This is a genomic window from Sphingomonas pruni NBRC 15498, from assembly GCF_001598455.1.
Classification (GTDB): Bacteria; Pseudomonadota; Alphaproteobacteria; order Sphingomonadales; family Sphingomonadaceae; genus Sphingomonas; species Sphingomonas pruni.
In genome coordinates, this window is record NZ_BCYZ01000007.1 from 41,068 (window position 1) to 65,580 (window position 24,513).

At 64.5% G+C, this 24,513-nt stretch carries 19 protein-coding genes; 8 read left to right on the forward strand and 11 right to left on the reverse strand.

Annotated features, from left to right (window positions below):
- Positions 1–52 precede the first annotated feature (52 nt).
- The 4 genes from SPR01S_RS03195 to SPR01S_RS03210 all read right to left on the reverse strand — a co-directional run bounded on the left by SPR01S_RS03195 (position 53) and on the right by SPR01S_RS03210 (position 6,182).
- Positions 53–1,708, reverse strand: coding sequence for an inorganic phosphate transporter (locus tag SPR01S_RS03195; RefSeq protein ID WP_066584838.1), 1,656 nt, complete (start codon positions 1,706–1,708; stop codon positions 53–55).
- A 98-nt stretch (positions 1,709–1,806) separates the two neighbouring features.
- Positions 1,807–3,054 (reverse strand): MFS transporter, encoded by a 1,248-nt coding sequence (locus SPR01S_RS03200; protein WP_066584841.1) that lies wholly within the window; start codon positions 3,052–3,054, stop codon positions 1,807–1,809.
- Positions 3,055–3,291: 237 nt separating this feature from the next.
- The gene (locus SPR01S_RS03205; RefSeq protein ID WP_169803364.1) at positions 3,292–4,449 is read right to left on the reverse strand and encodes an aspartyl protease family protein; all 1,158 of its coding nucleotides are present in this window, start codon (positions 4,447–4,449) and stop codon (positions 3,292–3,294) included.
- Between the two features lie 242 nt (positions 4,450–4,691).
- The gene (locus tag SPR01S_RS03210) at positions 4,692–6,182 is read right to left on the reverse strand and encodes an amidohydrolase family protein (RefSeq protein WP_245661848.1); all 1,491 of its coding nucleotides are present in this window, start codon (positions 6,180–6,182) and stop codon (positions 4,692–4,694) included.
- 6 nt (positions 6,183–6,188) lie between these two features.
- Here SPR01S_RS03210 and SPR01S_RS03215 point away from each other — a divergent pair, with 6 nt between their 5' ends.
- The 3 genes from SPR01S_RS03215 to SPR01S_RS21430 are packed head-to-tail and all read left to right on the forward strand — an operon-like array spanning position 6,189 to position 10,903.
- Positions 6,189–7,697 carry a class I SAM-dependent methyltransferase gene (locus SPR01S_RS03215; protein ID WP_084250896.1) on the forward strand — a complete coding sequence of 503 codons (1,509 nt, stop codon included), beginning with the start codon at positions 6,189–6,191 and terminating at the stop codon, positions 7,695–7,697.
- A 39-nt stretch (positions 7,698–7,736) separates the two neighbouring features.
- Positions 7,737–10,118 carry an ATP-dependent helicase gene (locus SPR01S_RS03220; protein WP_066584846.1) on the forward strand — a complete coding sequence of 794 codons (2,382 nt, stop codon included), beginning with the start codon at positions 7,737–7,739 and terminating at the stop codon, positions 10,116–10,118.
- 2 nt (positions 10,119–10,120) lie between these two features.
- Positions 10,121–10,903: a hypothetical protein gene (locus SPR01S_RS21430; protein ID WP_169803365.1), complete on the forward strand. Its 783-nt coding sequence runs from the start codon at positions 10,121–10,123 to the stop codon at positions 10,901–10,903.
- Positions 10,904–10,910: 7 nt separating this feature from the next.
- On the opposite strand, the gene SPR01S_RS03230 is transcribed toward SPR01S_RS21430, so the two are convergent.
- Entirely contained in the window at positions 10,911–11,627 is a 717-nt protein-coding gene (locus SPR01S_RS03230; RefSeq protein WP_066584849.1) for a phosphatase PAP2 family protein, read from the reverse strand.
- Positions 11,628–11,880: 253 nt separating this feature from the next.
- On the opposite strand from SPR01S_RS03230, the gene SPR01S_RS03235 reads away from it, so the two are divergent.
- A complete protein-coding gene (locus tag SPR01S_RS03235; RefSeq protein ID WP_066584851.1) occupies positions 11,881–12,237 on the forward strand; it encodes a hypothetical protein in 357 nt (118 codons plus the stop codon).
- Between the two features lie 120 nt (positions 12,238–12,357).
- Here the strand turns inward: SPR01S_RS03235 and SPR01S_RS03240 are convergent, their stop codons facing one another.
- Positions 12,358–12,711: a WYL domain-containing protein gene (locus SPR01S_RS03240; RefSeq protein WP_245661849.1), complete on the reverse strand. Its 354-nt coding sequence runs from the start codon at positions 12,709–12,711 to the stop codon at positions 12,358–12,360.
- A gap of 201 nt (positions 12,712–12,912) precedes the next feature.
- Here SPR01S_RS03240 and SPR01S_RS03245 point away from each other — a divergent pair, with 201 nt between their 5' ends.
- Positions 12,913–14,157, forward strand: a complete 1,245-nt coding sequence (locus SPR01S_RS03245; RefSeq protein WP_066584853.1) for a hypothetical protein — start codon at positions 12,913–12,915, stop codon at positions 14,155–14,157.
- A 20-nt stretch (positions 14,158–14,177) separates the two neighbouring features.
- On the opposite strand, the gene SPR01S_RS03250 is transcribed toward SPR01S_RS03245, so the two are convergent.
- Positions 14,178–14,564 carry a DUF427 domain-containing protein gene (locus SPR01S_RS03250; RefSeq protein WP_066584855.1) on the reverse strand — a complete coding sequence of 129 codons (387 nt, stop codon included), beginning with the start codon at positions 14,562–14,564 and terminating at the stop codon, positions 14,178–14,180.
- A gap of 50 nt (positions 14,565–14,614) precedes the next feature.
- Positions 14,615–16,906: a GH92 family glycosyl hydrolase gene (locus SPR01S_RS03255; protein WP_066585020.1), complete on the reverse strand. Its 2,292-nt coding sequence runs from the start codon at positions 16,904–16,906 to the stop codon at positions 14,615–14,617.
- A gap of 214 nt (positions 16,907–17,120) precedes the next feature.
- Between SPR01S_RS03255 and SPR01S_RS03260 the strand changes: the two genes are divergently transcribed.
- The 3 genes from SPR01S_RS03260 (at position 17,121) to SPR01S_RS03270 (ending at position 20,548) form a co-directional block, all read left to right on the forward strand.
- Positions 17,121–17,519 carry a cupin domain-containing protein gene (locus tag SPR01S_RS03260; protein ID WP_084250905.1) on the forward strand — a complete coding sequence of 133 codons (399 nt, stop codon included), beginning with the start codon at positions 17,121–17,123 and terminating at the stop codon, positions 17,517–17,519.
- A complete protein-coding gene (locus SPR01S_RS03265; RefSeq protein ID WP_066585023.1) occupies positions 17,516–18,958 on the forward strand; it encodes an MFS transporter in 1,443 nt (480 codons plus the stop codon). Before SPR01S_RS03260 ends, SPR01S_RS03265 begins: the two co-directional genes overlap by 4 nt.
- Before the next feature lie 84 nt (positions 18,959–19,042).
- Positions 19,043–20,548 (forward strand): tryptophan halogenase family protein, encoded by a 1,506-nt coding sequence (locus tag SPR01S_RS03270; RefSeq protein ID WP_066584862.1) that lies wholly within the window; start codon positions 19,043–19,045, stop codon positions 20,546–20,548.
- A 172-nt stretch (positions 20,549–20,720) separates the two neighbouring features.
- On the opposite strand, the gene SPR01S_RS03275 is transcribed toward SPR01S_RS03270, so the two are convergent.
- The 3 genes from SPR01S_RS03275 to eno all read right to left on the reverse strand — a co-directional run bounded on the left by SPR01S_RS03275 (position 20,721) and on the right by eno (position 24,458).
- Positions 20,721–22,493 (reverse strand): DUF885 domain-containing protein, encoded by a 1,773-nt coding sequence (locus tag SPR01S_RS03275; RefSeq protein ID WP_066584864.1) that lies wholly within the window; start codon positions 22,491–22,493, stop codon positions 20,721–20,723.
- An 87-nt stretch (positions 22,494–22,580) separates the two neighbouring features.
- Positions 22,581–22,898 carry an FtsB family cell division protein gene (locus SPR01S_RS03280; RefSeq protein WP_066584866.1) on the reverse strand — a complete coding sequence of 106 codons (318 nt, stop codon included), beginning with the start codon at positions 22,896–22,898 and terminating at the stop codon, positions 22,581–22,583.
- A gap of 279 nt (positions 22,899–23,177) precedes the next feature.
- On the reverse strand, positions 23,178–24,458 hold the full coding sequence (gene eno, locus SPR01S_RS03285; RefSeq protein WP_066584869.1) for a phosphopyruvate hydratase: 1,281 nt from the start codon (positions 24,456–24,458) through the stop codon (positions 23,178–23,180).
- Between the last annotated feature and the right edge of the window lie 55 nt (positions 24,459–24,513).

Consider the following 24,513-nt stretch of genomic DNA (forward strand, 5'->3'; position numbering starts at 1 on the left):
AATGAAAGGGAGAGCAAAAATCCGCTCTCCCCTCCCCGCGATCAGCCGATCGTCAGCTGACGAATTGCAACAGGATCCAATAGAGTCCGCCCGACAGGATCATTGCCGCCGGGAGCGTCAACACCCAGGCGAGCACCATGTTCCTTATGGTGCGAAATTGCAGCCCGGCGCGATTGGCGAGGCTGGCGCCGGCCACGCCCGACGTCAGGATGTGCGTGGTCGAGACCGGCACCGCCATCCTGTCGGCGAAAGCGATCGTCAAGCCGGCGACCAGTTCGGCGGCGGCACCCATGCCATAGGTCAGGTGGGTCTTGCCGATCCGTTCGCCTACCGTCTTCACGATGCGGCGCCAGCCCACCATCGTGCCGAGGCCGAGCGCGATCGCGACCGCCAGCTTCACCCAGATCGGGATGTAGCGCGTACCCTGCTCCAAATTCTTCTGATAGCCGTCGATTGCCTTGAGTTCGGCAGGTCGGAACCGCGTGCCCGCGTCCTTGGCCTTGGTAATCAGTTTCGACGTGTCGAGGACCAGGTACATGTCGTTGCGCAGGTTTCCGGTCGCCGCCGCGGGAATGTTGGAGATGGCGCCATATCCCCGGATCCGCTGGCTGATATCGGCCGACAGAGTCGTGATCGCGCCATAGACTCGCGCGTCGTTGGCCTTGCGCTGCTGAAGCGCGGCGACGAGCGTAGTGCGGGCATGATCGGTGTTTGGATCGATGGTGCCGGCACGCGTCGCGAACGGCGCGACCCCGGTTTTCGCGGTCTCGATGAACGCCGCCGTCGCGCTGGCCGGCATCGTTCGGTTGAGCGCATAAGCGGTCGGCGCGCAGCCGATCAGGATGAGCATGATCAGGCCCATCCCCTTTTGCCCATCGTTCGAGCCGTGGAAGAAGCTGACCAAGGTACAGGTGAAGACCAGCAGCGCGCGGATCGGCTTAGGCGGCGGCGCGTCTCCTACCGGTTCCTCGTAGAGGCTGGGTGTGCGGATCACCGCCTTCATCGCGAACAGCAGGAGGAACGCGCAAACGAAGCCGATCAGCGGGCTCCAGAACAGGCCCGAAAGCACGCCATAGGCCTGGCTCCAGTCGACGCCGGCGGTGCCGCCCTTGGAACCCGACGAAATGACCTGATTGGCGAGACCGACGCCCAGTACCGAACCGATCAGCGTATGGCTCGACGAATTGGGCAACCCGACATACCAGGTCGCCAGGTTCCACAACACCGCCGCCAACAGCAGCGCGAAGATCATCGCATAGCCGGCGCTGGACCCGACATGCAGGATCAGATCGACCGGCAACAGCGTGACGATCGTATAGGCGACCGCCCCCGACGAAAACAGCACGCCGAGAAAATTGAACGTGCCCGACCAGATCACGGCAAGCGGCGCGGGCATGGAATTGGTGTAGATGACGGTGGCGACCGCATTGGCGGTGTCGTGAAAGCCGTTCACGAACTCGAATCCCAGCGCGATCACCAACGCCACGATCAGGAAGGCGAAGACGTGCGTCGCCATCTGTTCGCCGACATGGTGGGTGTCGACCAGGATCGAATAGCCGGCATAGCCAAGCGCGCCGACAATCAACGCCACGAAAACGAATTTCGCAATCGGGTGGTTGGGCTGATCGAGTCGCGGGCCCCGTGAGATCGGGCCGGGCTCGGCCGCAAGAGGCACTTGGCTGGAATCAGCCGTCAAATCGGTAGCCATGCCGTCGCCCTGCACGGATCGTGTGACAAGCTTGTTACAACGCTGTCCCGCTACGGGGCGCGTATTGCCGATTTCTTGAGCCGCCCGGCGCTACTTCCTCAGCGGCGGCGCGACGCCGCGAGGCCGATCCAGCTCAACACGCCCGCCGCGGCGAGATACAGGCCGACCCAGCCGAGCCCCTTCGCCGACAATGCCTGTGCCGCGAACGGGGTCAGCGCGCCGCCGATCACGCCGCCGACATTGAAGGCGATCGATGCTCCGGTGTAGCGCACGCGCGCCGGAAACTGATCGGGCAGCCATGCGCCGACCGGCCCGTAAACGAACCCCATCACAAACAATGCCAAGGCCAGGAACAGGCCGGCCAACGCCAGCGGCCCGGCCATCAGCGGCGCGAGCGCTATTCCGGCGGCGACCGTCCCGGCGCATCCCCACATCAACACCTTGCGCGGGCTCGACCGATCGCTCCACCAACCGGCGATCGCGATGCCGGCGGCCATGAACAATATGGCGATGAGCTGGACGCCGAGAAATGCCTGTTTGGGATGCCCGAGCTTGGTCGTGCCGTATCCCAATGCGAAGGCGGTCGCGATGTAGAAGATCGCGAAGCATGCCACTACCGCGAGCGTCCCGCGCACGACCGCGCCGAAATGCTCGCGCGCCATTTCGCCCAAAGGAACGCTCGGCGGCGGCCCTTCCGCGAGCACGCGCTTGAACGCCGGCGTCTCACTTACCTTGAGCCGCACCCAAAGCCCCAGCCCGACCAGGATCGCGCTGGCCAGGAACGGCAGCCGCCATCCCCAGTCGCGAAACTGATCGGGCGTCAACGTCACGCCGAGAATGAGGAACAGGCCGTTCGCGGCAATGAACCCGATCGGCGCGCCCATTTGCGGCGCGGTGCCGAACCTGCCGCGCCATCCTTCCGGTGCATTCTCGACCGCCAGCAAAGCTGCTCCGCCCCACTCGCCGCCAAGTCCGAATCCCTGGCCGAAGCGCAGCACGCACAGCAATAACGGCGCCCACCAGCCTATCTGCTGATAGGTCGGCAGGAACGCGATCAGCAATGTCGACGCGCCCATCAGCATCAGGCTGGCGACCAGGGTCGATTTCCGCCCGATCCTGTCGCCGAAATGACCGAACACCGCGGCCCCGACCGGGCGCGCCACGAACGCCAATCCGAAACTGGCATAAGCCGACAGCAATTGCGCGGTGTCGGAGCTCGACGGGAAAAACAGCGGCCCGAGCACCAGAGCGGCGGCGGTCGCGTAGATATAGAAGTCGTAAAACTCGACCGAGGTGCCGACCAGGGCGGCGAGCAGGATGCGGCGATTGGCGATGATCGGGTGCATGCGCCCACTGCACGCAGCCTGCGACAATTTGCAACAATTGCGACATTGTACTGCGACAAAGAGCGCCTACCTAGGTGTTGCCGCGGAGAGTTCTTCCCCTTGCTTGCCGCGGCTTGTTCCGGCCGTCTCCCCTGTCGGCCGGTCCTCCCTGAACTACGGGGCGGTTCCACCTGCGGACCGCCCCCTTTTTTTGCCCTGGCGAACCGGCAATTGGAGTCGCGAGCGACTGATCGCGGCTTACAGAAAGTCGGCGAGCGTGAACGCGACCTCGCGCGATTGGCCGCTCCGCTCGATCGTCAATATGACCTTGCTGCCGACGGACTGGCTGATTTTCCTCAATACGTCTCCCCACTCGCCCGCGACGCGGTCGCCCGGCTGGATACCTGCTTTGGCCGCGGGGCTGCCATTGCCTACGGAGGCGACGGTGATGCGTGAGCCGTCGCGATCGAGCCAAAGCCCCGACGGACCATAACGGTAAGGCGGCGAGACCTGGCGACTAGGCTTGATCCACAATTTGCGGCCGTGGGAATCGATCGACATGTTGAACAGGCGAATGAACGAAAGGCCGACGATCCCGTCCAGGTTGCTACCCACATCGTTGCCAAGTAACGAGATCAGCGGGCTGCCCAGCCGTACGTCGCCCATCGTCATCTCGTTCACCCGCACAATCCGCGCGATCGGCCCGGCACCCCCGATCCCCTTGGGACGGTTCGGCGCGAAAGGCCGACCGTCCCACAATCCCAGCCGCCGCGCGGCCGACTGGTTGAGGGACAGCGTGTTGGGCGAGCCGGTATCCAGCGCGCACCGCACCGGGTGGCCGTTGACGAGGATCGTCGCGACGATCTTGCGCGATCCGCGGTCGGGCTGATCCGCGCGGGGGATTTCGGCATCGGCCGCGACATAGCCCGCGCGGTCGCCGCGGCCGTTGGGGTAAAGGCGCAGTTCGCCCGCGTCGAAATCGAGATCGGTATCGTGCGCGGTCAGAATTCCCGCGGCCAGCGCTCCATAAATGTCCTGCTCGTAGCCGAAACGGAACGAATCCTCGAGCACGACCGACGACTGCCGGATCCCGCCGCCGATGATGAAATCACGCGCAAGATAGATCGCGTACCGGTCGCCCTTGCCACCGATCCCGCGCGAGCCCTCATAGCCCTGCACTGGCAAGTTGAGCTTCTTGGCGAGATCGGGGCGGACGATGCTCACATAGGTACCGGTGTCGATCATGAAGATGAACGGCCCCTGCCCGTTCATACCCACCGCGATCAACACGCGATTGCCTTCGAGCGAGATACTCGCTTTCAGGACGCGCCGCTCCGCCGCCAGAGCGGGCAGCGATCCGACCATCATCCCGCCAGCCATTGCCGCGATCGCCGTGCGCCTGTCCAACTCGCTCATGCCCGATTCCCCCGCCTGCCAGCGCATCTTATCGGGCAAGCGAGCGCGGGAAAACCGTTCGCCGCAAATTCAATCGCTTGCGACACTTTGATACAAAGCTGACACGTCGCTGCGACAACTCGCGCTCACAGCGCCGCTCGCGGTAGGCCCCTTGCATACCGCGAGCGCCGGTTCATCCCCATGTGCCGGCTCTTCCCGAACTGCGGGGCGGTTCTCTCCTGGACCGCCCCGATTTTTCGCTCTCAATATTGGCCGTAGCGCCCGCGCACCGATGCCAGCAGCGCCGCCGGATCATAGCCGACGCCATCCTTGAACACCGTCTCGACATTCTCGATGTCGGCGATGTGCCGCGACGGATCGCCACGGACGAGCAGCAGATCGGCATGCTTGCCCGCTGCGATCGAGCCGATCCGATCGGCCAGCCCCAGATAGGCCGCACCGTTGAACGTACCGATGCGGATCGCCTCGATCGGCGAAAACCCTGCGTCGACCAGCAATTCGATTGCGCGCTGATCGCCGAATCCCGGCAAGACATGCCCGTCGCCGGTGGGATCGGGGCCGGCCAGCAACAGGCCGCCGGCGGCAACGAAGGCGCGTTCCATCGCAAGCTCGTTGGTCCACAAAGTCGCCAGTTCGGCCCGCGCAGCGACGCTGCGGCGACCGACCCGGGCGAACCCATAAAGATACGCCGCCCGCGCCTCCACGGTCAGCAGCTCCAATTGGCGCGGAGGCAGTATCTTGTAGGAAGGCGAAGCATCCTCGAATACCGGCAAGGTCGATGTCACCGCGACATGGTGGTCGACCAACAGCTTGATCAGCGCCGCTCCAGCCGCACTGCCGGGCGTCATCGCAGTCAAGGTCGGATCGCCGCCGCTATCCGGGCAGGTATCCGGCGTCTTGCCCGGATCGAGCTGCGTATTGACGAAGAAACCGTGCTCAAGATCGTCGATGCCGAGCGCGGCCGCCTCTGGATAGGTTACCGAACAGAGGTGTCCGGTGAGCTTCAGCCCGCGACGATGCGCCTCATCGATCGCCGCCTTGAGCTCGTCGCGGGTGACATTCATATACGCCTTGAACGAGGTCACGCCGTGATCCGCCCAAAACGCGACGACGCGGCGGGCATCGTCGGCATCCTTCAGCCGCTGCATCTGGATGAACGGGCTGCTCGCGCCTTCAAGATAGGGACCGGTCACGTCCATATGCGGACCGGGCAGGTCACCATGGTCGATCGCCCGCTTGATATTAGCGTCCGTTGCCGGCTCGACCGCGCCGGTCGTGCGCATCGTCGTCACGCCCGCCGCCAGATACATTCGGGGCGAGCTGAACGCCATTTCGGGGACCATGATCGGCGGTTCGGACTTGCCCTCGGACGTCAGATTGGGCCGCGCGGCATAATACATGTGGTCGTGCATCCCGACGATGCCCGGCATCACCGTCAGCCCGGTCGCATCGATCACGCGATACCCCGCCGGCACCGCGTCGCCGCCGGCGCCGACCCCTGCGACTTTGCCGCCATCGATCAGCACCAGGCGATCGTCGGCTGCGGGAGCGCCGGTGCCGTCTATTACTCGAACATGCGCGAGCGCGATCTGACCCGCGCCGTATTTGACGAACGGCGCGACCGCTTTACCAGGTGCTGCGGGCGGCGGCAGGATCGCTGCGGCCATATCGACCTTCGCCGGCGTCGCGGCAGCGCCCAGCAACAACGCCGTCAGCGGAATAAACCGTAGCATTATCCGATGCCTCCCCAGATCGTCGATGCGCCGAGGATGCGCCGTTCGGTCGCGGAGGGCAATCGCGGGACGCAGCCGGCCTTGCCGCCTCCAGACTGCGGCGCCATGCTTGCGGCGATGACCGATACGCCCTCCGTCAAGCGCCTCGCCGCCGCGGCCAGTGCCTGGCGCTCGGCGCCGGACGATGCCGCTGCGCGTACCCGGCTGGCGGTGCTGCTGTGGCGACGGCCCGATCTGGCCGACGCGTCCCACCTGCCGGCGATCGCGGCGATGATCCGCGACCCGCAGATCGACCCCGCGCAGTTCGAGCGCGCAGGCTGGGTCGCGCTCGGTCCGACGCCGCCCGATCCCGCCGATCCACAGACCGCCGCGCTCTGGCTCGAACGTCACGATCTTGCCATCGCGCTGATCGAGGAAACACAGGTCGCCGATGGCGTCGCCGAGCATTTGCTGAGCGCGGTGCGCCGCTGGCTGTTGCTCGAACGCAAGACTGGCGCTTTTCCTCGCCTTGCGGCGGCGCTGCTCCGGCAGGCGGCGATCAACGGCGGCGCCTGGCCGTTCGACGCGGAGGAGCGCGCTGCGCTTGCTGCCGCACCCGATTTTCTTGCCGCCTATTTGCCGGAACCGCCGGGCACGATGGAGGGGGAATTCGCCGCGCCGGTGACGCGCGCGGTGGCGGCGCAATATGGCCGCTGGCCCTATCCGGTCTGGCAGCGGGCGAATGCGGTCACCATGCGGTCGCTTGGCGACTCACTCCGCGCCTGCGGACCCGACGCGCCGATCCTGCCCGATCGGCCCAACATCCTGGTCGCCGGTTGCGGCACCGGGCGCGAGGCGTTGAGCATCGCCCGCATGGCGCCCGATGCGACGGTAACGGCGATCGAGCTCAGTGAGACCTCGCTCGCCGTCGCGCGGGAGCGCTGCGCCGGGCAAGCCAATTTGCGGTTGCTGCGGCACGATCTCCATGCTGTCGCCGAGCTCGGCCAGCGCTTCGACTATATCGCCTGCTCCGGCGTGCTGCATCATCTGCCCGATCCCGAGGCCGGCTGGGCGGCGCTGGTCGACGTGCTGGCGTCCGGCGGCGCGATGCAGGTCGCGATGTACAGCCGGATCGCGCGCTTGCAGGTCGCTGCGGCGCGGATGCGGCTGGGTATGCTGACGCAAGAACCGGTCAGCGACGATGTGATCCGCGAGGCGCGCCGGAAGCTGATCGCGGCACCGCTACCGAGCGTCACCGACTCGCGCGATTTCTTCAGCACCGCGGGCGTTCACGATCTGCTGTTCCACGTGCACGAGGATTGCTTCGATATACCCCGGATCGAGCGAGCGACCGATGCGCTGGGCCTCAAATTGCTCCGCTTCCAGCTGCCGACACCGGAGGACGCCAAGCAATATCGCGAGCTCGCGCCGCACGATCCGCTGCACCGCGACTTCGCGGCCTGGCACACTTATGAAATGCGCCACCCGTCGACCTTCGCGGGGATGTATCGGATGACGCTCGCCCGCGCGTCCTGACGGTTGCCCCGCCGGGCGCCGTTCCCTAAGTGTTCACGCGTGACCGACCCTGCCCCCGCCTCCCTTCCCGACGATCCGCCCTATCTGCGCGGCCTCAATCCGCCGCAGCGTGAAGCGGTGCTGACCACCGACGGCCCGGTGCTGGTGCTGGCCGGGGCGGGCACGGGCAAGACCGCGGCGCTGACCGCGCGGCTCGCGCATCTCCTCTGGACGCGCAAAGCCTATCCGTCCGAAATCCTCAGCGTGACCTTCACCAACCGCGCCGCCCGCGAGATGAAAGAGCGTGTCGGCCGGCTGGTCGGCGACGCGGTCGAGGGTATGCCGTGGCTCGGCACTTTCCACGCGATCGGCGCCAAGATGCTGCGCCGCCATGCCGAGCTGGTCGGGTTGCATCCCAATTTCACCATCCTCGACACCGACGACCAATTGCGCCTGCTCAAGCAGCTCATCCAGGCCGCCGACCTCGACGAGAAACGCTGGCCCGCGCGCCAACTCGCCGGGCTGATCGACGAGTGGAAAAACAAGGGGCTGACCCCGAAGGACGTCGATGCCGGCGAAGGCGAGCGCTACGCCAATGGCCGCGGCGCCCAGCTTTATGCCGAATATCAGGACCGGTTGCGCGCGCTCAACGCCTGCGACTTCGGCGACCTGCTGCTGCACATGCTGACCATCCTGAAGACCCATCGCGAGGTGCTGCAGCTTTACCAGCAGCGCTTCCGCTACATCATGGTCGACGAATATCAGGACACCAACAGCGTCCAATATCTCTGGCTCCGCCTGCTCGCTCAGGAGCGCAAGAACATCTGCTGCGTCGGCGACGACGATCAGTCGATCTATTCGTGGCGCGGCGCGCAGGTCGAAAATATCCTGAAGTTCGAGAAGGATTTTCCCGGCGCCAAGGTTATCCGGCTCGAACAGAATTACCGCTCCACGCCGCACATCCTGGCGGCCGCGTCGGGGGTGATCGCCAATAATTCGGGCCGGCTCGGCAAGACCCTGTGGACCGAGCATAACGAAGGCGAGAAGGTGAAAGTGCTCGGCGTCTGGGACGGGCCCGAGGAAGCCCGCCGCGTCGGCGACGAGATCGAAGCCGCGCAACAGATCCGCGGCGCCAGCCTGGACGACATCGCCATCCTGGTCCGCGCGCAGCACCAGACGCGCGAGTTCGAAGACCGCTTCATCTCGATCGGCATGCCGTACCGCATCGTCGGCGGCTTCCGCTTCTATGAGCGCCAGGAAATCCGCGACGCCCTCGCCTATCTCCGCGTCGTCGCCCAGCCCGCCGACGATCTGGCGTTCGAGCGTATCGTCAACACCCCCAAGCGCGGCCTGGGCGACAAGGCGCTGGCCAAGGTCCACCAGCTCGCCCGCGCCGAACAGGTCCCGCTGACGACCGCGGCGGCGCGCATCCTCGACACCGACGAACTCACCCCACAGGCGAGACGCGCGCTCGGCAATCTGGTGGGCGACGTCGCCCGCTGGCGTGGCATGCTCAACAATTCCTCCCCGAGCTCGCTCGGGGAGGGGGACCAGTTAGCGGAGCTAACTGGTGGAGGGGCCGTCCCCCATTCCGAACTCGCGAGAGTGATCCTCGACGAATCCGGCTACACCGCGATGTGGCAGAACGAGAAATCCGCCGAAGCCGCCGGCCGCCTCGAAAACCTCAGCGAACTCGTCCGCGCGATGGAGGAATATGAGACGCTCGGCGCATTCCTCGAACACGTCTCCCTCGTCATGGACAATGAGGCGCAGGCCGACGAGGCAAAGGTCACGATCATGACCATCCACGCCGCCAAGGGCCTGGAGTTCGACACCGTGTTCCTGGTCGGCTGGGAGGAAGGCCTGTTCCCCTCGCAACGCGCGCTCGACGAAGGCGGGCTGACGAGCCTCGAGGAGGAACGCCGCCTGGCCTACGTGGCGATCACCCGCGCCCGCCGCCGCGCGATCATCATCCACGCCGCCAACCGCCGCATCTACGGCCAATGGACGTCGAGCATCCCCAGCCGCTTCGTCGGCGAACTTCCGCAAGCGCATATCGACAGCGAAAGCAGCATGTCGGGCGGCGAAAGCCTGTGGCGCGCAAACTGGAGCGAACGGAGCGACCCGTTCGCCGATGTCGGGCGCGGGACCGGACGTGGGCCGGGCTGGCAGCGCGCGGCGGGCACGCTCAACGCGGCCAAACCGGGTGGGGAATGGCAGAGCCGGACGTTCACGCGCGAACCGGCGCGGGTGGTGGAGAGTCGCGCGAGTGCGGTAAGTTTGGGGAATAAAGGTCGCAGCGACCTGTCGGTCGGCATGCGCGTGTTCCACCAGAAGTTCGGTTACGGTGAGATCGCCGAGATTGAGGGGAATAAGCTGGAGATCGATTTCGAGCAGGCTGGGCGCAAGCGGGTGATGGATAGTTTTGTGACGGTGGGGTGAGAATGACAGCTCATTCGACCTCTTGGCCCGACAACATGACGGACGTGGGCGCCGTCACTCGCCTTGAAACTGTGTTACTTGAAGCTTGCGAGGGCAACCGCGAGGTGGATTTGGGCCGGCAATACAAGGCTCTTCGCTATCCGCTTATTCGTCGCGACGATCTACGAGATATCGTTCCAGAGTTCGTGCGCGCGCAACGTGACTTGTCGGCTTTCTGGACTTTCATTCGTGAACACGATCCAACTTGGAAAGCGCGGCGGCAATTCGTCCGCGAAAGCTTTAGACCACTCTTTGATAGGATCGAAGGGCGTTCAAAACCCCCTGCCGCTTCCACCGGCTGGACTGGCCGCCGATCAGCGACCCAGCAGGCTCGTATAGTCCAATCATTGGCGCCGGCGGCTTTGGAGGGTGTCGATGAGCTATTAGAAATACATGAGCGGGCTCTTCACAACGGAGGGCCGGTCGAGCCCGCCCAGCAAGAGGCAATCGATCGACTGAAAGAGCTACATTCCGCGATTGGGGAATTGATTCAAGCTGCAGAGAACAACCTAACGTTGGATGATCGTCTTAAAAAAGTTCGCGATCTCAAGAAGCGAACGTTTGTGTGGGCAAAAGAAGGATATCAGCTCACTGTGGCAAGCCTTCCGCTGACATCTAGCTCTACGTTTATCGCCGCGGGCGTAATGTTCCTCGTGAACGCGATGGTGAAGGATCTCGCAGCCGCAGCCACAATAGGTGCCGTGGCTTCATCTGCCCACGTCGTAGCAGCGAACAAGCGCCAGTAGGCCTTTCTCATCTTCTGGCTGCACCCAACCACCGATCCCCCATCCAAACCAGCAACGCCCAGGCCGTCCCGAAACACCAGCCCGCCAGGACGTCGCTCGGCCAATGCACGCCGAGATAGACCCGGCTCATCCCGATCAGCACCGCGAGCGCGCTGAAGAAGGCGACCACCGCCACGCTCCCTGCCCTGCCCCGCCAACTGCTGCGGTCGATCCCCTCCGCCAACATCAATGCGAGCGTCAGATAGACCGCCGACGAGATCATCGCGTGGCCGCTTGGGAAGCTGGCATTGGTCACCTGGACCAGATGCGGGACGAGCTCGGGGCGCGGGCGCGCGATCCAGTGTTTGAGCAGGCCGTCGATCACCGAACTGCCGATCAGCGACAGCGCGATGCCCGCCGCCTCCGGCCTTTTGCCCGCGCCGATCAGCCAGGCGATACCGGCCACGCCGAACAGCCACAGCAAGGTGTAACCGCCGAGCGCGCTGATATCGACCGCCGACTGCAACAGCCATGACGGGCCGATCGGGGTTTGCGGATGCCCCGGCACGCGGAGCGCGAGCAGCAGGCGAGTGTCGAACGAGAACCCCTCCCCTTCGATCAGCTCGTCGGCCAAGTGCACGCCGAACAGGAGCAGCGACACCGCGAACAGGACGAGCGCGGGCCAGGCCCAGCCGCCGCGTCGCGCGGGGGTGGTCACCTGTTCCATATCGTCCGCGTCGGCCATCTATCCTCCAACGCGCGAACCCTCGCATGGCTGCCAGGTCGGCGCCAGACATCTCCCTTCCCGTTTACGGGAGGGGTTGGGGGAGGGCATGTTGCGACGACCGCCGACCGACATGCCCTCCCAGCATCGCTGCGCGGTCGCGCCTCCAACTCCGATGGCGAATGTGAACCTGTCAGAGACGGGTCGTTCAGGAACCATAACGCCTGCGAACCGTAGCGTTAGGAACGGTCCATATCGGACCAGGAGAGGTTACATGAAAACGTTCCTGATAGCGGCTGGCCTGATGGCCACCATGCTGGGCGTTACGCCAGCGGTTGCAGCGCCCGCCGCGGGCAACGCGCCGGGGATCGAAGCACCGCAGTCGCACGGCGACTGGCGTGATAATCGGCGCGATGATCGCGGAATGGATCGGCGCGATGACCGCGGCGACCGCCGGATGGATCGTCGCGACGATCGCCGTGGCGATCATTGGAACAATGGCCGACGCGACGGTCGCCAGGATCGCTGGAACAACGGTCGCGGCAATCGCTGGGGCTGGAATGCGCGCCGTTGCCATAACGAGCGCCACCACGGCCGCTGGGTCCGCGTCTGCGGGCGCAACTGGCGCTGATCCGATAAACTGGAAAGGGGCGGCCGGTTGGTCGCCCCTTTTCATTTCACCACAAATTCTTGCCGTCGATCACCGTCACTGGCCAGCGATCTCGACCGCGTTGCGCGCGATCGTCTCGGATCAGCCCTCTACCGCCATCAGCGTCGAGCCGACGAAGCGCTCGTCCTCGGGCTCGTAGACCGAGCTGGTCACGAAATCGCGCTCGTCGAGCCGCAGGCCGACCAGGCCGTCGAGCTTGAACAGCCCGACCTTTTCCTCGCGCGGGCGCTGCCCGTCGCGCTCGATCGTCACCGCGGCGACATAGAGCGCGTCGTTCTTGGTGAACAAGGCATGCGGCGCCAGGATCACCGCCATGCGGTTATAGGTCGCCGCGACGCACTTCTTGCGAACGATCCCTTCCAGGATGACGGGGGCGCCGCCATTCGGGGCGGGATCGGTTTTCTCGGCGAGGTACATGACTCGGATATAGCGCATATGCTGCATTGCAGCAAGAATGTTGGGACGCGGCGGTTCGAAATGCAGCGTTTCCAGGCGATACGCCCGTAACGCCGGGTATTGCGCATAGGGATCGACAGAACGGCCACGGACAGCCGATGGCCAAGGTTTTTCCCACCGATCTTGCTGCAAAGCGCTCTATCGCAAAACTTTTTGTTACTGCGCGCCCTGGAGACCCTCATGAACCGCAACAGAGCGCTAGCGATTTCAACGGCCCTGATACTGGCCTGGGTCGGCGCACGATCGCTGGCGCAGGATACCTTTCTTCCTTCGACCGTCGAGGCAGCGCGAAAGGCCCTTGGCAAAGGCAACTACCTTAGGGCGATCGACAGCTTGAAAAGCGCGGCTGCCCCGGTTGAGGATAAGGCGGGGGACCCAATTGCGAAGCAGATCTGGGAGCAGTTCAGCCCGTTCATCACAAACGAGCTCGCGGCGGTCGACTACGATCCGACGGGCGCGGATGACATGCTGGGCGCCGGCTGGTCGGACAAGATTTCCCGCGCCTCGTCTCGCGATGCGATTGAAGAAATCGTGCGCCGGGCGAAGGCAACCAACATCGTCATTCTGAACGAGGCGCATACCAGCCCGCGCGACAGGGCGTTCGCCCTGGAGGTTGCCCGCGCGCTTCGGCCGCTCGGTTATTCGTTATTGGCCGTCGAAGCCCTCAGAAACTATCCGGTCGCTGGCGACCCTCTCTCTGGTGCCGATCGGCTCAAGCGGGATGGCTTCGCCCGTTTGAGCACGGGCGATTATACGCGCGACCCGGTTTTTGCCGGCTTCCTGCGAGGCGCGATGTCATTGGGTTACGACCCGGTCGCCTATGAGGAGACCAAGGAGCAGATGAGACCTGGCGAAGGCACCATCGAACGCGAAAAGGCACAGGCCCAGAATCTCTTCTCTAGTGTCTTCTCCAAAAGTCCCAAGGCGAAGACCTTGGTCTATGTCGGGTTGAGTCACGCCGCAGAAATGCCGGTAAATGGGACGGAGCGGATGGCCGGCATCCTAAAGCGCCTGACGAAGGTCGATCCGCTGACCATCGACCAGGCGACAGTCACCGACCTGACTCCCGGGGCGAGGCGGGCTTACGATCTGGCGTCCGCCAAGATCGGAAAGCGCTCGGGTATCCTCTTCGACGACCGCAAGCCGCTCGTGCTTGGGCTCTATGAAGGCGCTGTGGATCTGCAGGTGATCCATCCACGGCGGGCGTACCGGCGCGGTCGTCCGACCTGGTTGGCGGCGCTAGGCGGCCGACCGGTCCCAATCCCGAAGGGCCTATGGCCCACCGTCGGCCGCCGCCTCGTACAGGTCTTTTCCGCGAATGCCCCGCGCGATGCGGTACCGCTCGACCAAGTAGTTGTGACGGCAGGAAAGCCCGTCCCAGCCCTGTTCGCGCCTGCTGTGCCTCTTCGCTTTGAGACTCAATAATAAAAGGCCGCCCGGGCTGATCAGTCGTCGCGTTCCTCGATCGTCACGCGGTCGGGATAGAAAGCGAGATGACCGCGGATCTCGGCGACCGCGTCGTGCGGTTCTTCATAGGTCCAGATCGCATTCTCGCCACGATCGATACCCGGAATCGACAAATAGGACGCCTCGCCCTTGTACGGACACCAAGTGTGATGATCGCTCCGCTCGAGCGCCCCGAGATCGGCGTCCGCGCGCGGGACATATTGCACTGCGGGATAGCTCGCTTCCTTGAGCGTTAAGGCGCGGCGCGTGTCGGCGATCACCTTGCCACCGGCGCTGACGACGACGCGCTTCGGGTTGGGCGTCACGGTGATCGGATGGTCGGGGCCCGGGATCAATGTGCGGCGGGCAGTGGCGGTATCGGACATGACGATCCTCCTAGGGGGAGCCCGTCAAATGGGTCCGCCCCCTGCCCCACTCAATAGCCGCTCATCGAATAAGGCCGCGAGGCGATGCTGGTTCCCCAGGTCTTGTTGGGCGTCGCCGACATGGTGAAGCGGAGCGTGCCGCCGCGCATGATCTCGTCATGCCCGATCCACACGCGATCGAGGGGTTTGCCGTTGAGCGAGACTGCGCCGACATAGCGATTGGCCGGCGACATGCTGTCGGCAAGGACGGTGAAGCGTTTGCCATTGGGCAGGTTGAGCGTCGCGCGGTCGACGAACGGACGACCGATGACATATTGCCCACTGCCGGGTGCGACCGGGTAAAAGCCGAGCGAGGTGAACACCAGCCAGGCCGACATCTGGCCGAGATCGTCATTGCCCGCCAGGCCATCGGGGGTCGGCTTGTACTGGCTGTCGACGATCTGCTTGAGCCGCTCCTGCGTCCGCCACGGCGCGCCGGCATAGGCATAGAGATAGGCGACGTGGTGGCTCGGCTCGTTGCCATGGATATATTGGCCGATCAGCCCGGCAATGTCTTCGGCATGGCTGTAATCGACCTTCGAATTGTCGAAATCGAACATCGCGTCGAGCTTCTTGACCGTCGCCGCGTCGCCGCCGAGCAGCTTGATCAGCCCGCCCTGGTCGTGCGGCATGAACCACGAATATTGCCAGGCATTGCCCTCGGTATAATCCGATCCGTAGTTGATCGCGGTCGGATCGAACGGGGTGCGGTAGCTGCCGTCGCTCTTGCGCGCGCGCAGCCAGCCGGTCTGGATATCGAAGCTGTTGCGCCAATAAGCGGCGCGCTTCTCGAACGTCTCAGCGACGCCATTGCGCCCGAGCTTGCGCGCCATCCGTGCGATCGTCCAGTCGTCGAACGCATATTCGACCGTCTTCGATGCCGCCTCGGGCTCGCGGTCGATCGGCACGTAACCGAGCTTCATATAGTCGCCCAGGCCGCCATAAGGGGCATAGGTCGCGCTCGCGACCATCGCGTCGAGCGCCTTGTTGGCGTCGAATCCCTTGATGCCCTTCAAATAGGCGTCGGCGATGACCGGCACGGCGTGATAGCCGATCATGCACCACGTCTCCTGACCCTGGAACTGCCAGACGGGCAAGATGCCGTACGGGCTCTCGCTTTGGCTCGCGAGCAACGAGCGCACGACGTCGGTCGAGGTCTGTTGCGGCTGGATGATCGTCAGCAGCGGATGTTCGGCGCGGAACGTGTCCCACAGCGAAAAGGTCGATCGGAAGGTGAAGCCGTCCGCCTTGTGGACCTGATCGTCCGGTCCGCGATAACGGCCGTCGGCATCGCCGGCGATGCTCGGCGCCATCATCGCATGATAGAGCGCGGTATAGACCGATTTGCGGATGCCCGGCTCGGCCTGAATGTCGACCGCGCCGAGCGCCTTGGCCCAGGCCGTTTCCGTCCTGGCGCGGATCGCGTCGAACCCGCCCGGCTCGCTGTCGAGGTTGCGGATCGCGCCGTCCTCATCGACGCTGGAGATCGCCACCCTGACCTCGAGCGGCGCGTCGAGCCGGCCGAAATCGAGCCGCGCGACCAATGCCCTGCCCTTGATCTCGGCGATGTCGCTGCCGGTACGGCCGGGGCCCTTGAAGCCCTTATACGGGATATCGGTCTCGCGATTGACGAACTCATGCCCGGTGAGCGGCCGCGAGAAACGCATCGCGAAGAACAATTTGCGCCCGGGCGCCCAACCGCGCGTCTCGCGCCCGCCGGTCAGCGTGCCGTCGGCGCGGAGGCGGACCGACGACCAGGACACCTTGCCGGGATAATTGTACAGGCTGGAGCGCAGGTCGAGCACGAGGTGGGCGGGATTAACCCGCTCGAACGTATAGCGGTGGACGCCTATCCGTGTCCCGGCGGTCAGCTCGGCACGCACGCCGGCATCGGTCAAATTGACCGCATAATAGCCGGGCGACGCCACCTCGCCCTGATGGCTGAAGCGCGATCGGTAGCCGCTGCCCGGCTTGGCGGGATCGCCCGGTTCGAGCGGCACCGCGTCACCCGACACCGGCATGACCAGAAAGTCGCCCAAGTCGGAATGACCCGATCCCGAAAAATGCGTCTGGCTGAAACCCTGGATAGTCGGGTCGTCATAGCGATAGCCTGCAGCGTGGCCGTAACAGGTGCGGATCACGCACGTCGCGTCGGTGTCCGGCGATACCTGCATCATCCCGAACGGCGACACCGCGCCCGGGAACGTATGCCCTTCTCCCCCCGTCCCGATGAACGGATCGACCGCGGCGACGGCGCCCGACGGCGCGGCCTGGGCGATCGGGGAGAGGAGCAGCCCGCACATGGCGACCATGGCAGGAAGACGGCGGGGGAGGAGCATCGGCATGCTCAGCTTCAAGCACAGCGCGCGCCTCGCGCCAAGGTTGCCGGTGAAATCAGATCATTAGCACAAGCCCTCTCCCGTTTACGGGAGAGGGCAAGCGCATGCGACGTTTGCTCCCGACCAATAGCCATTTTGGGGTTGTCCTGACCCGATCCCCGGGAGCATGGACCGGCGCATGCCGCATCCGCTCGTCGCTCGCCTGAACCTCGCCCCGCATCCCGAGGGCGGGTGGTTCCGGGAGACGATGCGTACGTCCGATCCGCACGGCGGCCGCGATCTCGCCACGGCGATCCTGTTCCTGCTCGATTCCGGCGAACGCTCGCACTGGCACCGGGTCGACGCGGCCGAATTGTGGATCTGGAACGATGGCCAGCCGCTCACGTTGCTGATCCATGACGATGGCGAAACGCGCGACCACCACCTGGGCCCCGACAATCCGCAAGTGCTGGTTCCGGCCAATGCCTGGCAGGCGGCCGAGCCGCGCGACGGCTGGGCATTGGTCAGCTGCGTAGTGACGCCGGGCTTCGATTTCGCCGGGTTCGAGCTGGCGCCGCCCGGATGGAGCCCGGCATGAGCGAGCATATCGACCTCCACGACCCCGAAATAGAGCCCGCGCACAGCGATGGCGTCGCCCTGCCGCGGCGTTATCTCGCGATCGGCGCCCTATGCTGCGGGACCGCGCTGATCATCATCGACGGCGGCATCGCCAATGTCGCGCTGCCCTCGATCGCGCGCGACCTTAAGGTCGATTCGAGCTCAGTCGTCGCGATCGTCACCGTCTACCAATTGATGCTCGTCATGCTGCTCCTGCCCTTCGCCGGGCTCGGCGAACGGATCGGCCTGAAACGCATGTATCAGGTCGGGCAGCTGATCTTCACGGTCGCGACGTTGCTCTGCTTCTTCGCCAAGAGCCTGCCCTTCCTGCTCGTCGTCCGTGCAGCGCAGGCGATCGGCGCGGCGGGCGCGCTCAGCGTGTCATCGGCGCTGATCCGCTCGACCTATCCGTCGCAGCAATTGGGCCGTGGCTTGGGCATCAACTCGGTGATCGTGTCGAGCTCGGCGGCCGCCGCGCCGACGATCGGCGGGTTGGTGCTGGCCGTCGCGCCATGGCCCTGGGTATTCGCCTGCGCGATTCCGTTCGCTCTCCTCAGCTTGCTGCTTGGCCGCGCGCTGCCCGATCCGAAGCCGCGCCACGCCAATTTCGACCTGCTCGGCGCGGTGATGTGCGCGGCGATGTTCGGGCTGATCATTGGCGGCGCGGAAAGCGCGGTACACGGCGATAGCCCGATCGTGTCGGCGGCGATCGTCGCGACCGGCGCGCTGATCGGCTATTATTTCGTCCGGCGCGAACGCGGCGACGCCAATCCGATCCTGCCGCTCGATCTGCTCGACCGCCCGGTCATCGCGCTGTCAGTGATAGGCGCCTACACCGCGTTCATCGCGTCGATGACGTTGCTGTTGTCGACGCCGTTCCGCCTGACGCAGGAATTCGGCTTCAGCGCGGCAATGGTCGGCGCGGCGATCGCGCCCTGGCCGCTGACCAACATGATCGTGGCACCGATGGCCGGCTGGCTGTCGGATCGCATCCCTGCCGGGCTGCTCGGCGGCATTGGCATGTGCATCAGCATCACTGCATTGCTGCTGATCGCCTTCCTGCCTGCCCATCCCAGCTATTTCGACATCGCCTGGCGGATGGCCTTGTGCGGATCGGGGTTCGGTACCTTCATGCCTCCCAATGCGCGCCTGATCATCGGCAGCGCCCCACGCGAGCGCGCGGCAGCGGCGGGCGGGCTGATCTCGACCGTGCGTCTGACCGGGCAGACCACCGGAGCGACATTGGTAGCCCTCCTGCTGGCGCTGGGCGTCGGATCGGGCCGCGTCCCCCCGTTGGTGTCGGTCGGACTCGCCGCGGTCGCGGGGCTCTGCAGCATCGCGCGCCTACGCCCTTCGATCCGCAATCCTACGCGGACCGAAGTTCAGAGCGACGTGCCGACGCTCAAGACGACGCGCTGAAGACCTCACACTCCCACTCGAGTAGGCGGGTGAGGGGTCCCGGCGAACCATTGCGCAGACACGCAAAATCGGCATGACAGTGCAATGAGCGACACCCAGCGCAGCATCGTGATCCTTGGCGGCGGCACCGCCGGGTGGATGGCGGCCAATCTGATCGCGCACCATCTGGCACAGGCAGTCAAGATCACCGTGATCGAATCCCCGGAGATCGGGATCGTCGGCGTCGGCGAAGGTTCGACGCCACAATTGAAGGCCTTTTTCGACACGCTCGGCATCGCCGAAGCCGAATGGATGCCGCGCTGCAACGCGACGTATAAGACCGGGATCGGCTTTCGCGGCTGGTCCGAAGTGCCGGGGTTCGAGGGCTATTTCCACCCCTTCCCCACCGAACTCGACGGCTTCACCGCGCCAGCCTTTTTTATCAATGCCTATGCGCGGCGGCACAATGCCGATGTCTGGGCGCACCCCGATCGCTTCTTCCTGCCGGCGGCGCTCGCTGCCCGGCGACTGGCACCGCTCGTCCCTGAAAGCTTCCCGTTCGGGATTGGCTATGGCTATCATTTCGACGCGCATCTGGTCGGCGCTTTCCTGCGCGACCATGCGATCCGATTGGGCGTCCGCCACCTTCAGCATCGTGTCGTCGATGTCGCGGTTGCCGATGGCCAGGTCCGCCACCTCGTCGCCGAGGACGGTGTCATCATCGCCGGCGACTTCTTCGTCGACTGTAGCGGCTTCCGCTCGGTCATCGCGCAAGGAGCGCTGGGCGTCCCGTTTCTGCCGTTCGGCGCCAATTTGTACAACGACAGCGCAGTGGTGATGCCGACACCACGTGACGCATCCGGCACCAATTGCCAGACTCTCTCGACCGCGATGCGGCATGGCTGGGCTTGGGACATCCCGCTCACCAGCCGAACCGGTAACGGTTATGTCTACGCCAGCGATTATTGCTCGGCGGATGATGCGGAGACCGACTTGCGCGGGCATCTCGGACTGCTCGACTCACCCGTCGAGGCGCGCCACCTGAAGATGAAGGTTGGCCGCGTCGCCGAAAGTTGGGCGGGCAATTGTCTCGCGCTCGGCCTGGCGCAAGGGTTCATCGAACCGCTCGAGGCGACTGCGCTGCACATCGTGCAGGTGACGGTCGAAGGATTCCTCCACGCCTGGCGCGACAGCGATTTCACGCCCAGGCTTCGCGATGAGTTCAACCAGATGATCGCCGCGCGCTACGAAGGCATTCGCGATTATATCGTGTGCCATTATCGCATGAGCCGGCGCACCGACACGGACTATTGGCGCGACAACGCTACGAACCAGCATCTTTCGGACTCGCTCAAGGCGATCATCACCTGCTGGTTCACCGGCGGCGATCTCGAAAAGGAGATCACGCAGCAAGGCATCGCGGGCTATTACCCGCCACAGTCGTGGCATTGTCTGCTCGCCGGCTATGGGCAGTTTCCCGATCCGGCGTGGATCTCGTCGGACGTGCCGCGCCCGCCTACCGACATGGCAGCGATCGACGATTTCATCGCGAGATGCGCGCTGAATTTTTCGTCGCATGATGAGGCGCTGGCGGCGTTGGGCGTCGGCTAACGCCCCCGCTTAAGGGAGGGCGAAATCAGAAGCTGAGCAAAAAATCCGAACATCGCGTCCGACGCGGGAGTAAATCCCGCGTCGTCGGTCGGGTTGGTTTCACCAACCCGCCGACCGGACGGTCGCGTCGCTACGGCGACCGGCGAGCAGCGCTGCTGCTCGCCTCGCTCCGTCAGAACACCGACTTCGCTTCGGTCCCCATCATCGCGCCGCGCACCAGCGGGATCGGCGGGCCGCCATAGGACAGGAACTGATCGTGGAACTGCTTCCACGCCTTGCGGCCGCCGCGCGTAGCGGTCCAGTCGTCACGCAGCTTGCGGATCATCAGCTTGCCCAGCGTGTAGTTGAGGTACGCCGGATCATAGGTGCCGCGTGCCGCCTGCTGGTCCGAATTGCCTTCGTCCTGATAGCATTGCTCGCGGAACATCTTGAACGAATCCGCCTGGGTCATGCCGCGCGCATGCATGCTGATCGCCGACAGGAAGCGGCAATCGCGCAGCAAGGCGTTGGACAATTCGCCGATATGCGTCTCGGGGTCGCCATTCCCCAGCCCGGCATCCCACATCATTTCCTCGGCATAATGCGCCCAGCCCTCCGCATAAGCATAACCCACGAACAGCTGACCGAAGAGCGACGGTGAGCGATTGGCGTGGAGGAACTGGACGAAGTGCCCCGGCATCACTTCGTGGACCGAGGTGAATAGCAGGTCCATCTTGCCGGGCACGAAACCGAGCTGCTTGGCCTTGGGCCAGCTCGGGTCGGGCGGCGAGATGTAATAGACCGACGGGATGCCCTTATCGAACGGCCCGGGCGGATCGATATAGGCCGAATTCTGCCGATTATAGGGCGGGCTTTCCTCGACCAAAGCCTGTTCGGTGCCGGGGATCGAGACGATGTCGTGCGACACCACGAACTGGCGCAGCATCGGGATCTGGCGCCGCGCCTCGGCCACCGGATCGTTTCCGGCCGGCTTGTTCGCGGACATCTTGTCCATGCACGCCTGGATCGTCTTCTTCGGCGCGTATTTGGCGCAGGCTTGCTTTAGCGCTTCCTGGTTCTTGGCCAGGTCAACCTTGCCCGCGGCCTCAAGCTGGTCGAGCGGCGTGTCGACGCCCTCTGTCTCGGCGAGCATGCGCTGGAACTTCTCGGGTCCCAGGGCGAAATCCTTGGTCGCGGTCTTCTTCTGATTGCCAAGCCATTTGGCGAGGTCGCTGGTCACGATTGCGGCCGCTTCGGACGCGTCCTTCAGATCCTTCTGCATCTTCTTGTCGTGGACGCTGGCGAACGCCTTGCGCGCGTCGCCGCGGTAATAATCGGCGAATCCGTTGAACGCGGCGACACCATATTTGATGAAGCTCTCCGGCATCGGCGTGCGCAAATTGGTACGGATATTCCACACCGCCGACGGCACCTGGCGGAAGAACTTGATCAGTGCCTCCATCCGGACCTTCGCCGGCGCGTAAGGCCGCGCGATATAGGTGTTGGGATCGAGGCCGTTGCCGACATAATAAGCCGGATTGGTGTGCGGCTGGTCGGCATCTTCCAGCCAGAACAGTTTCCCGCGCGCGACCTGGATCAGATAATCGCGCTCGAATCCGTCCTCCTTGGACAGCTTGGCCTTGTCGAACGCCTGGGCATCGGTGATCGCCTTGTGCAGGAAATCGGCCTGCGCCTTCAGTCCGGCCGGACTCCAATCGGGCATCACCCCGTCAAATTCATGCTTGCCCTGATAGACCGCGAAGGCCGGGTCGAGCTTGAACCAACCGTTGATGAAGCCGTCGCGGAACTGCGCCCATTGCGGCGACGGTGTGGTCGGCGCCGCTGCATTCGTGTTGGCGACGGCGGTTTCGTTGACATTGGTCGCGTTGACGTTGGTGGAGTTGGTGGACGAATGACACGACGCCAGCGCGATACAGGCGACCGCGCCCAGCAGCTTGAACTTCATTGGACTCTCCGAACCTTATAGGAGGGAGTGCTGCCAGATTGCGCGGCACGACGCCAGTGCGCTTGCTTCAGATCAACGCGCGGCCGCTTATTTGAGCGGGACGACAACCTCGTTGGGATTAACCACGTTGAGCTGCTTGCGGGTCAATTCGTCGGCCATGTCCGGATCGACCTTGTTCGGATCGAGCAACTGAACGCGATTGGCGAGCACCGTCTGCTTCTGCTTGAGCTCGGCAAGCTGCTGCTGCTTTTTGGCGAGCAGCCGCTGGTAATCGCCATAGGCTAGCGCGCCGTTGCTGCCGACAATCGCATAGGTACCGAAAAACGCCATGATCCCCAGCGCGAGCGCGGGAAAGGCGGCACGACGAAAAACGGAACCAAAGGTGGTGCGGCGACGGGACGACATCTTGGGTTCGTCTTGTCGCGCACCACGACTCGCGGATCAACCCCGTATTTACCATGTGCCGCCGAATCGAATCGGATTGGCGATGAACTGAATCGCGCGTGGCAGGAGTGTCACAAGCTAGCCGGCACCTCGGCCTTGTGCCGCGTTCGAGCGTTGGCTTGCCCCCAGCAAGCCAAGATCGTGTCCGGGGACATGATCTCGCTCGAACACCAACTGTCCACGACTCCAGCCGTTGTTGCGCGTTGGATGCCGCGTCGAGCCCGGCATGACGGTCGAGAGCTACTTCCCGCGGATCACACTCCGCCCGGCGAACACCGCGACGTCGCCCAATTCCTCTTCGATCCGGATCAGCTGGTTGTACTTGGCCAACCGGTCCGACCGCGCCAGGCTGCCGGTCTTGATCTGTCCGCAATTGGTCGCAACCGCGAGGTCGGCGATCGTCGCATCCTCGGTCTCGCCCGAGCGGTGCGACATCACCGCGGTGTACGAGTTGCGCTGCGCCATCGACACCGCTGCCAGCGTCTCGGTCAGCGTGCCGATCTGGTTGACCTTGACCAGGATCGAATTGGCGAGGCCGCGTTCGATCCCGTCGGCCAGGCGCTTGGGATTGGTCACGAACAGATCGTCGCCGACCAGCTGGACCTTGTCGCCGACCATATCGGTCAACGCCTTCCAGCCCTCGAAATCGTCCTCGGCCATGCCGTCCTCGATCGAGATGATCGGGTATCTGGCGACGAGATCGGCATAATAAGCCGCCATTTCGTGCGGAGTCAGCACCTTGCCCTCAGCCGAGATGTGGTACTTGCCGTCCTTGAAGAATTCGGTCGAGGCCGGATCGAGCGCCAGCATCACGTCGTCGCCGGGCTTGTACCCTGCCCCTTCGATCGCCCGCATGATGAAGTCGAGCGCGTCGGTGGTGTTGGCGATATCGGGCGCGAACCCGCCTTCGTCGCCGACCCCGGTCGACAAGCCCTTTTCATGGAGCATCTTCTTCAGCGTGTGGAAGATTTCCGAGCCCGTCCGCACCGCCTCGAACAGCGACGAAGCGCCGACCGGCATGATCATGAATTCCTGGAAATCGATCGGATTGTCGGCATGCTCGCCGCCATTGATGATGTTCATCATCGGCACCGGAAGGACATGCGCGTTGACCCCGCCGACATAGCGATAGAGCGGCAGACCGCGCGCATCGGCTGCGGCCTTGGCGGTCGCCAGGCTGACGCCCAGGATCGCGTTCGCGCCCAATCGCCCCTTGTTGGGCGTGCCGTCGAGCGCGATCATCGCGGCGTCGACCTCGGCCTGATCCTCGGCATCATAACCGAGCAGAGTATCGGCAATCTCTCCATTCACCGCGTCGACCGCTTTCTGGACGCCCTTGCCCGACCAACGGCTCTTGTCGCCATCGCGCAATTCGACCGCTTCGTGCGCGCCGGTCGAGGCGCCGGACGGCACCGCGGCACGACCGAACGACCCGTCCTCGAGCATCACTTCGACCTCGACCGTCGGATTGCCGCGGCTGTCGATGATCTGGCGGCCGTGAATGTCGATGATTGCGGTCATGGAACGGTCTTCCTAGATTGGGGTAACAGGAATTGACTTGGGGCGTCGCGGCGGC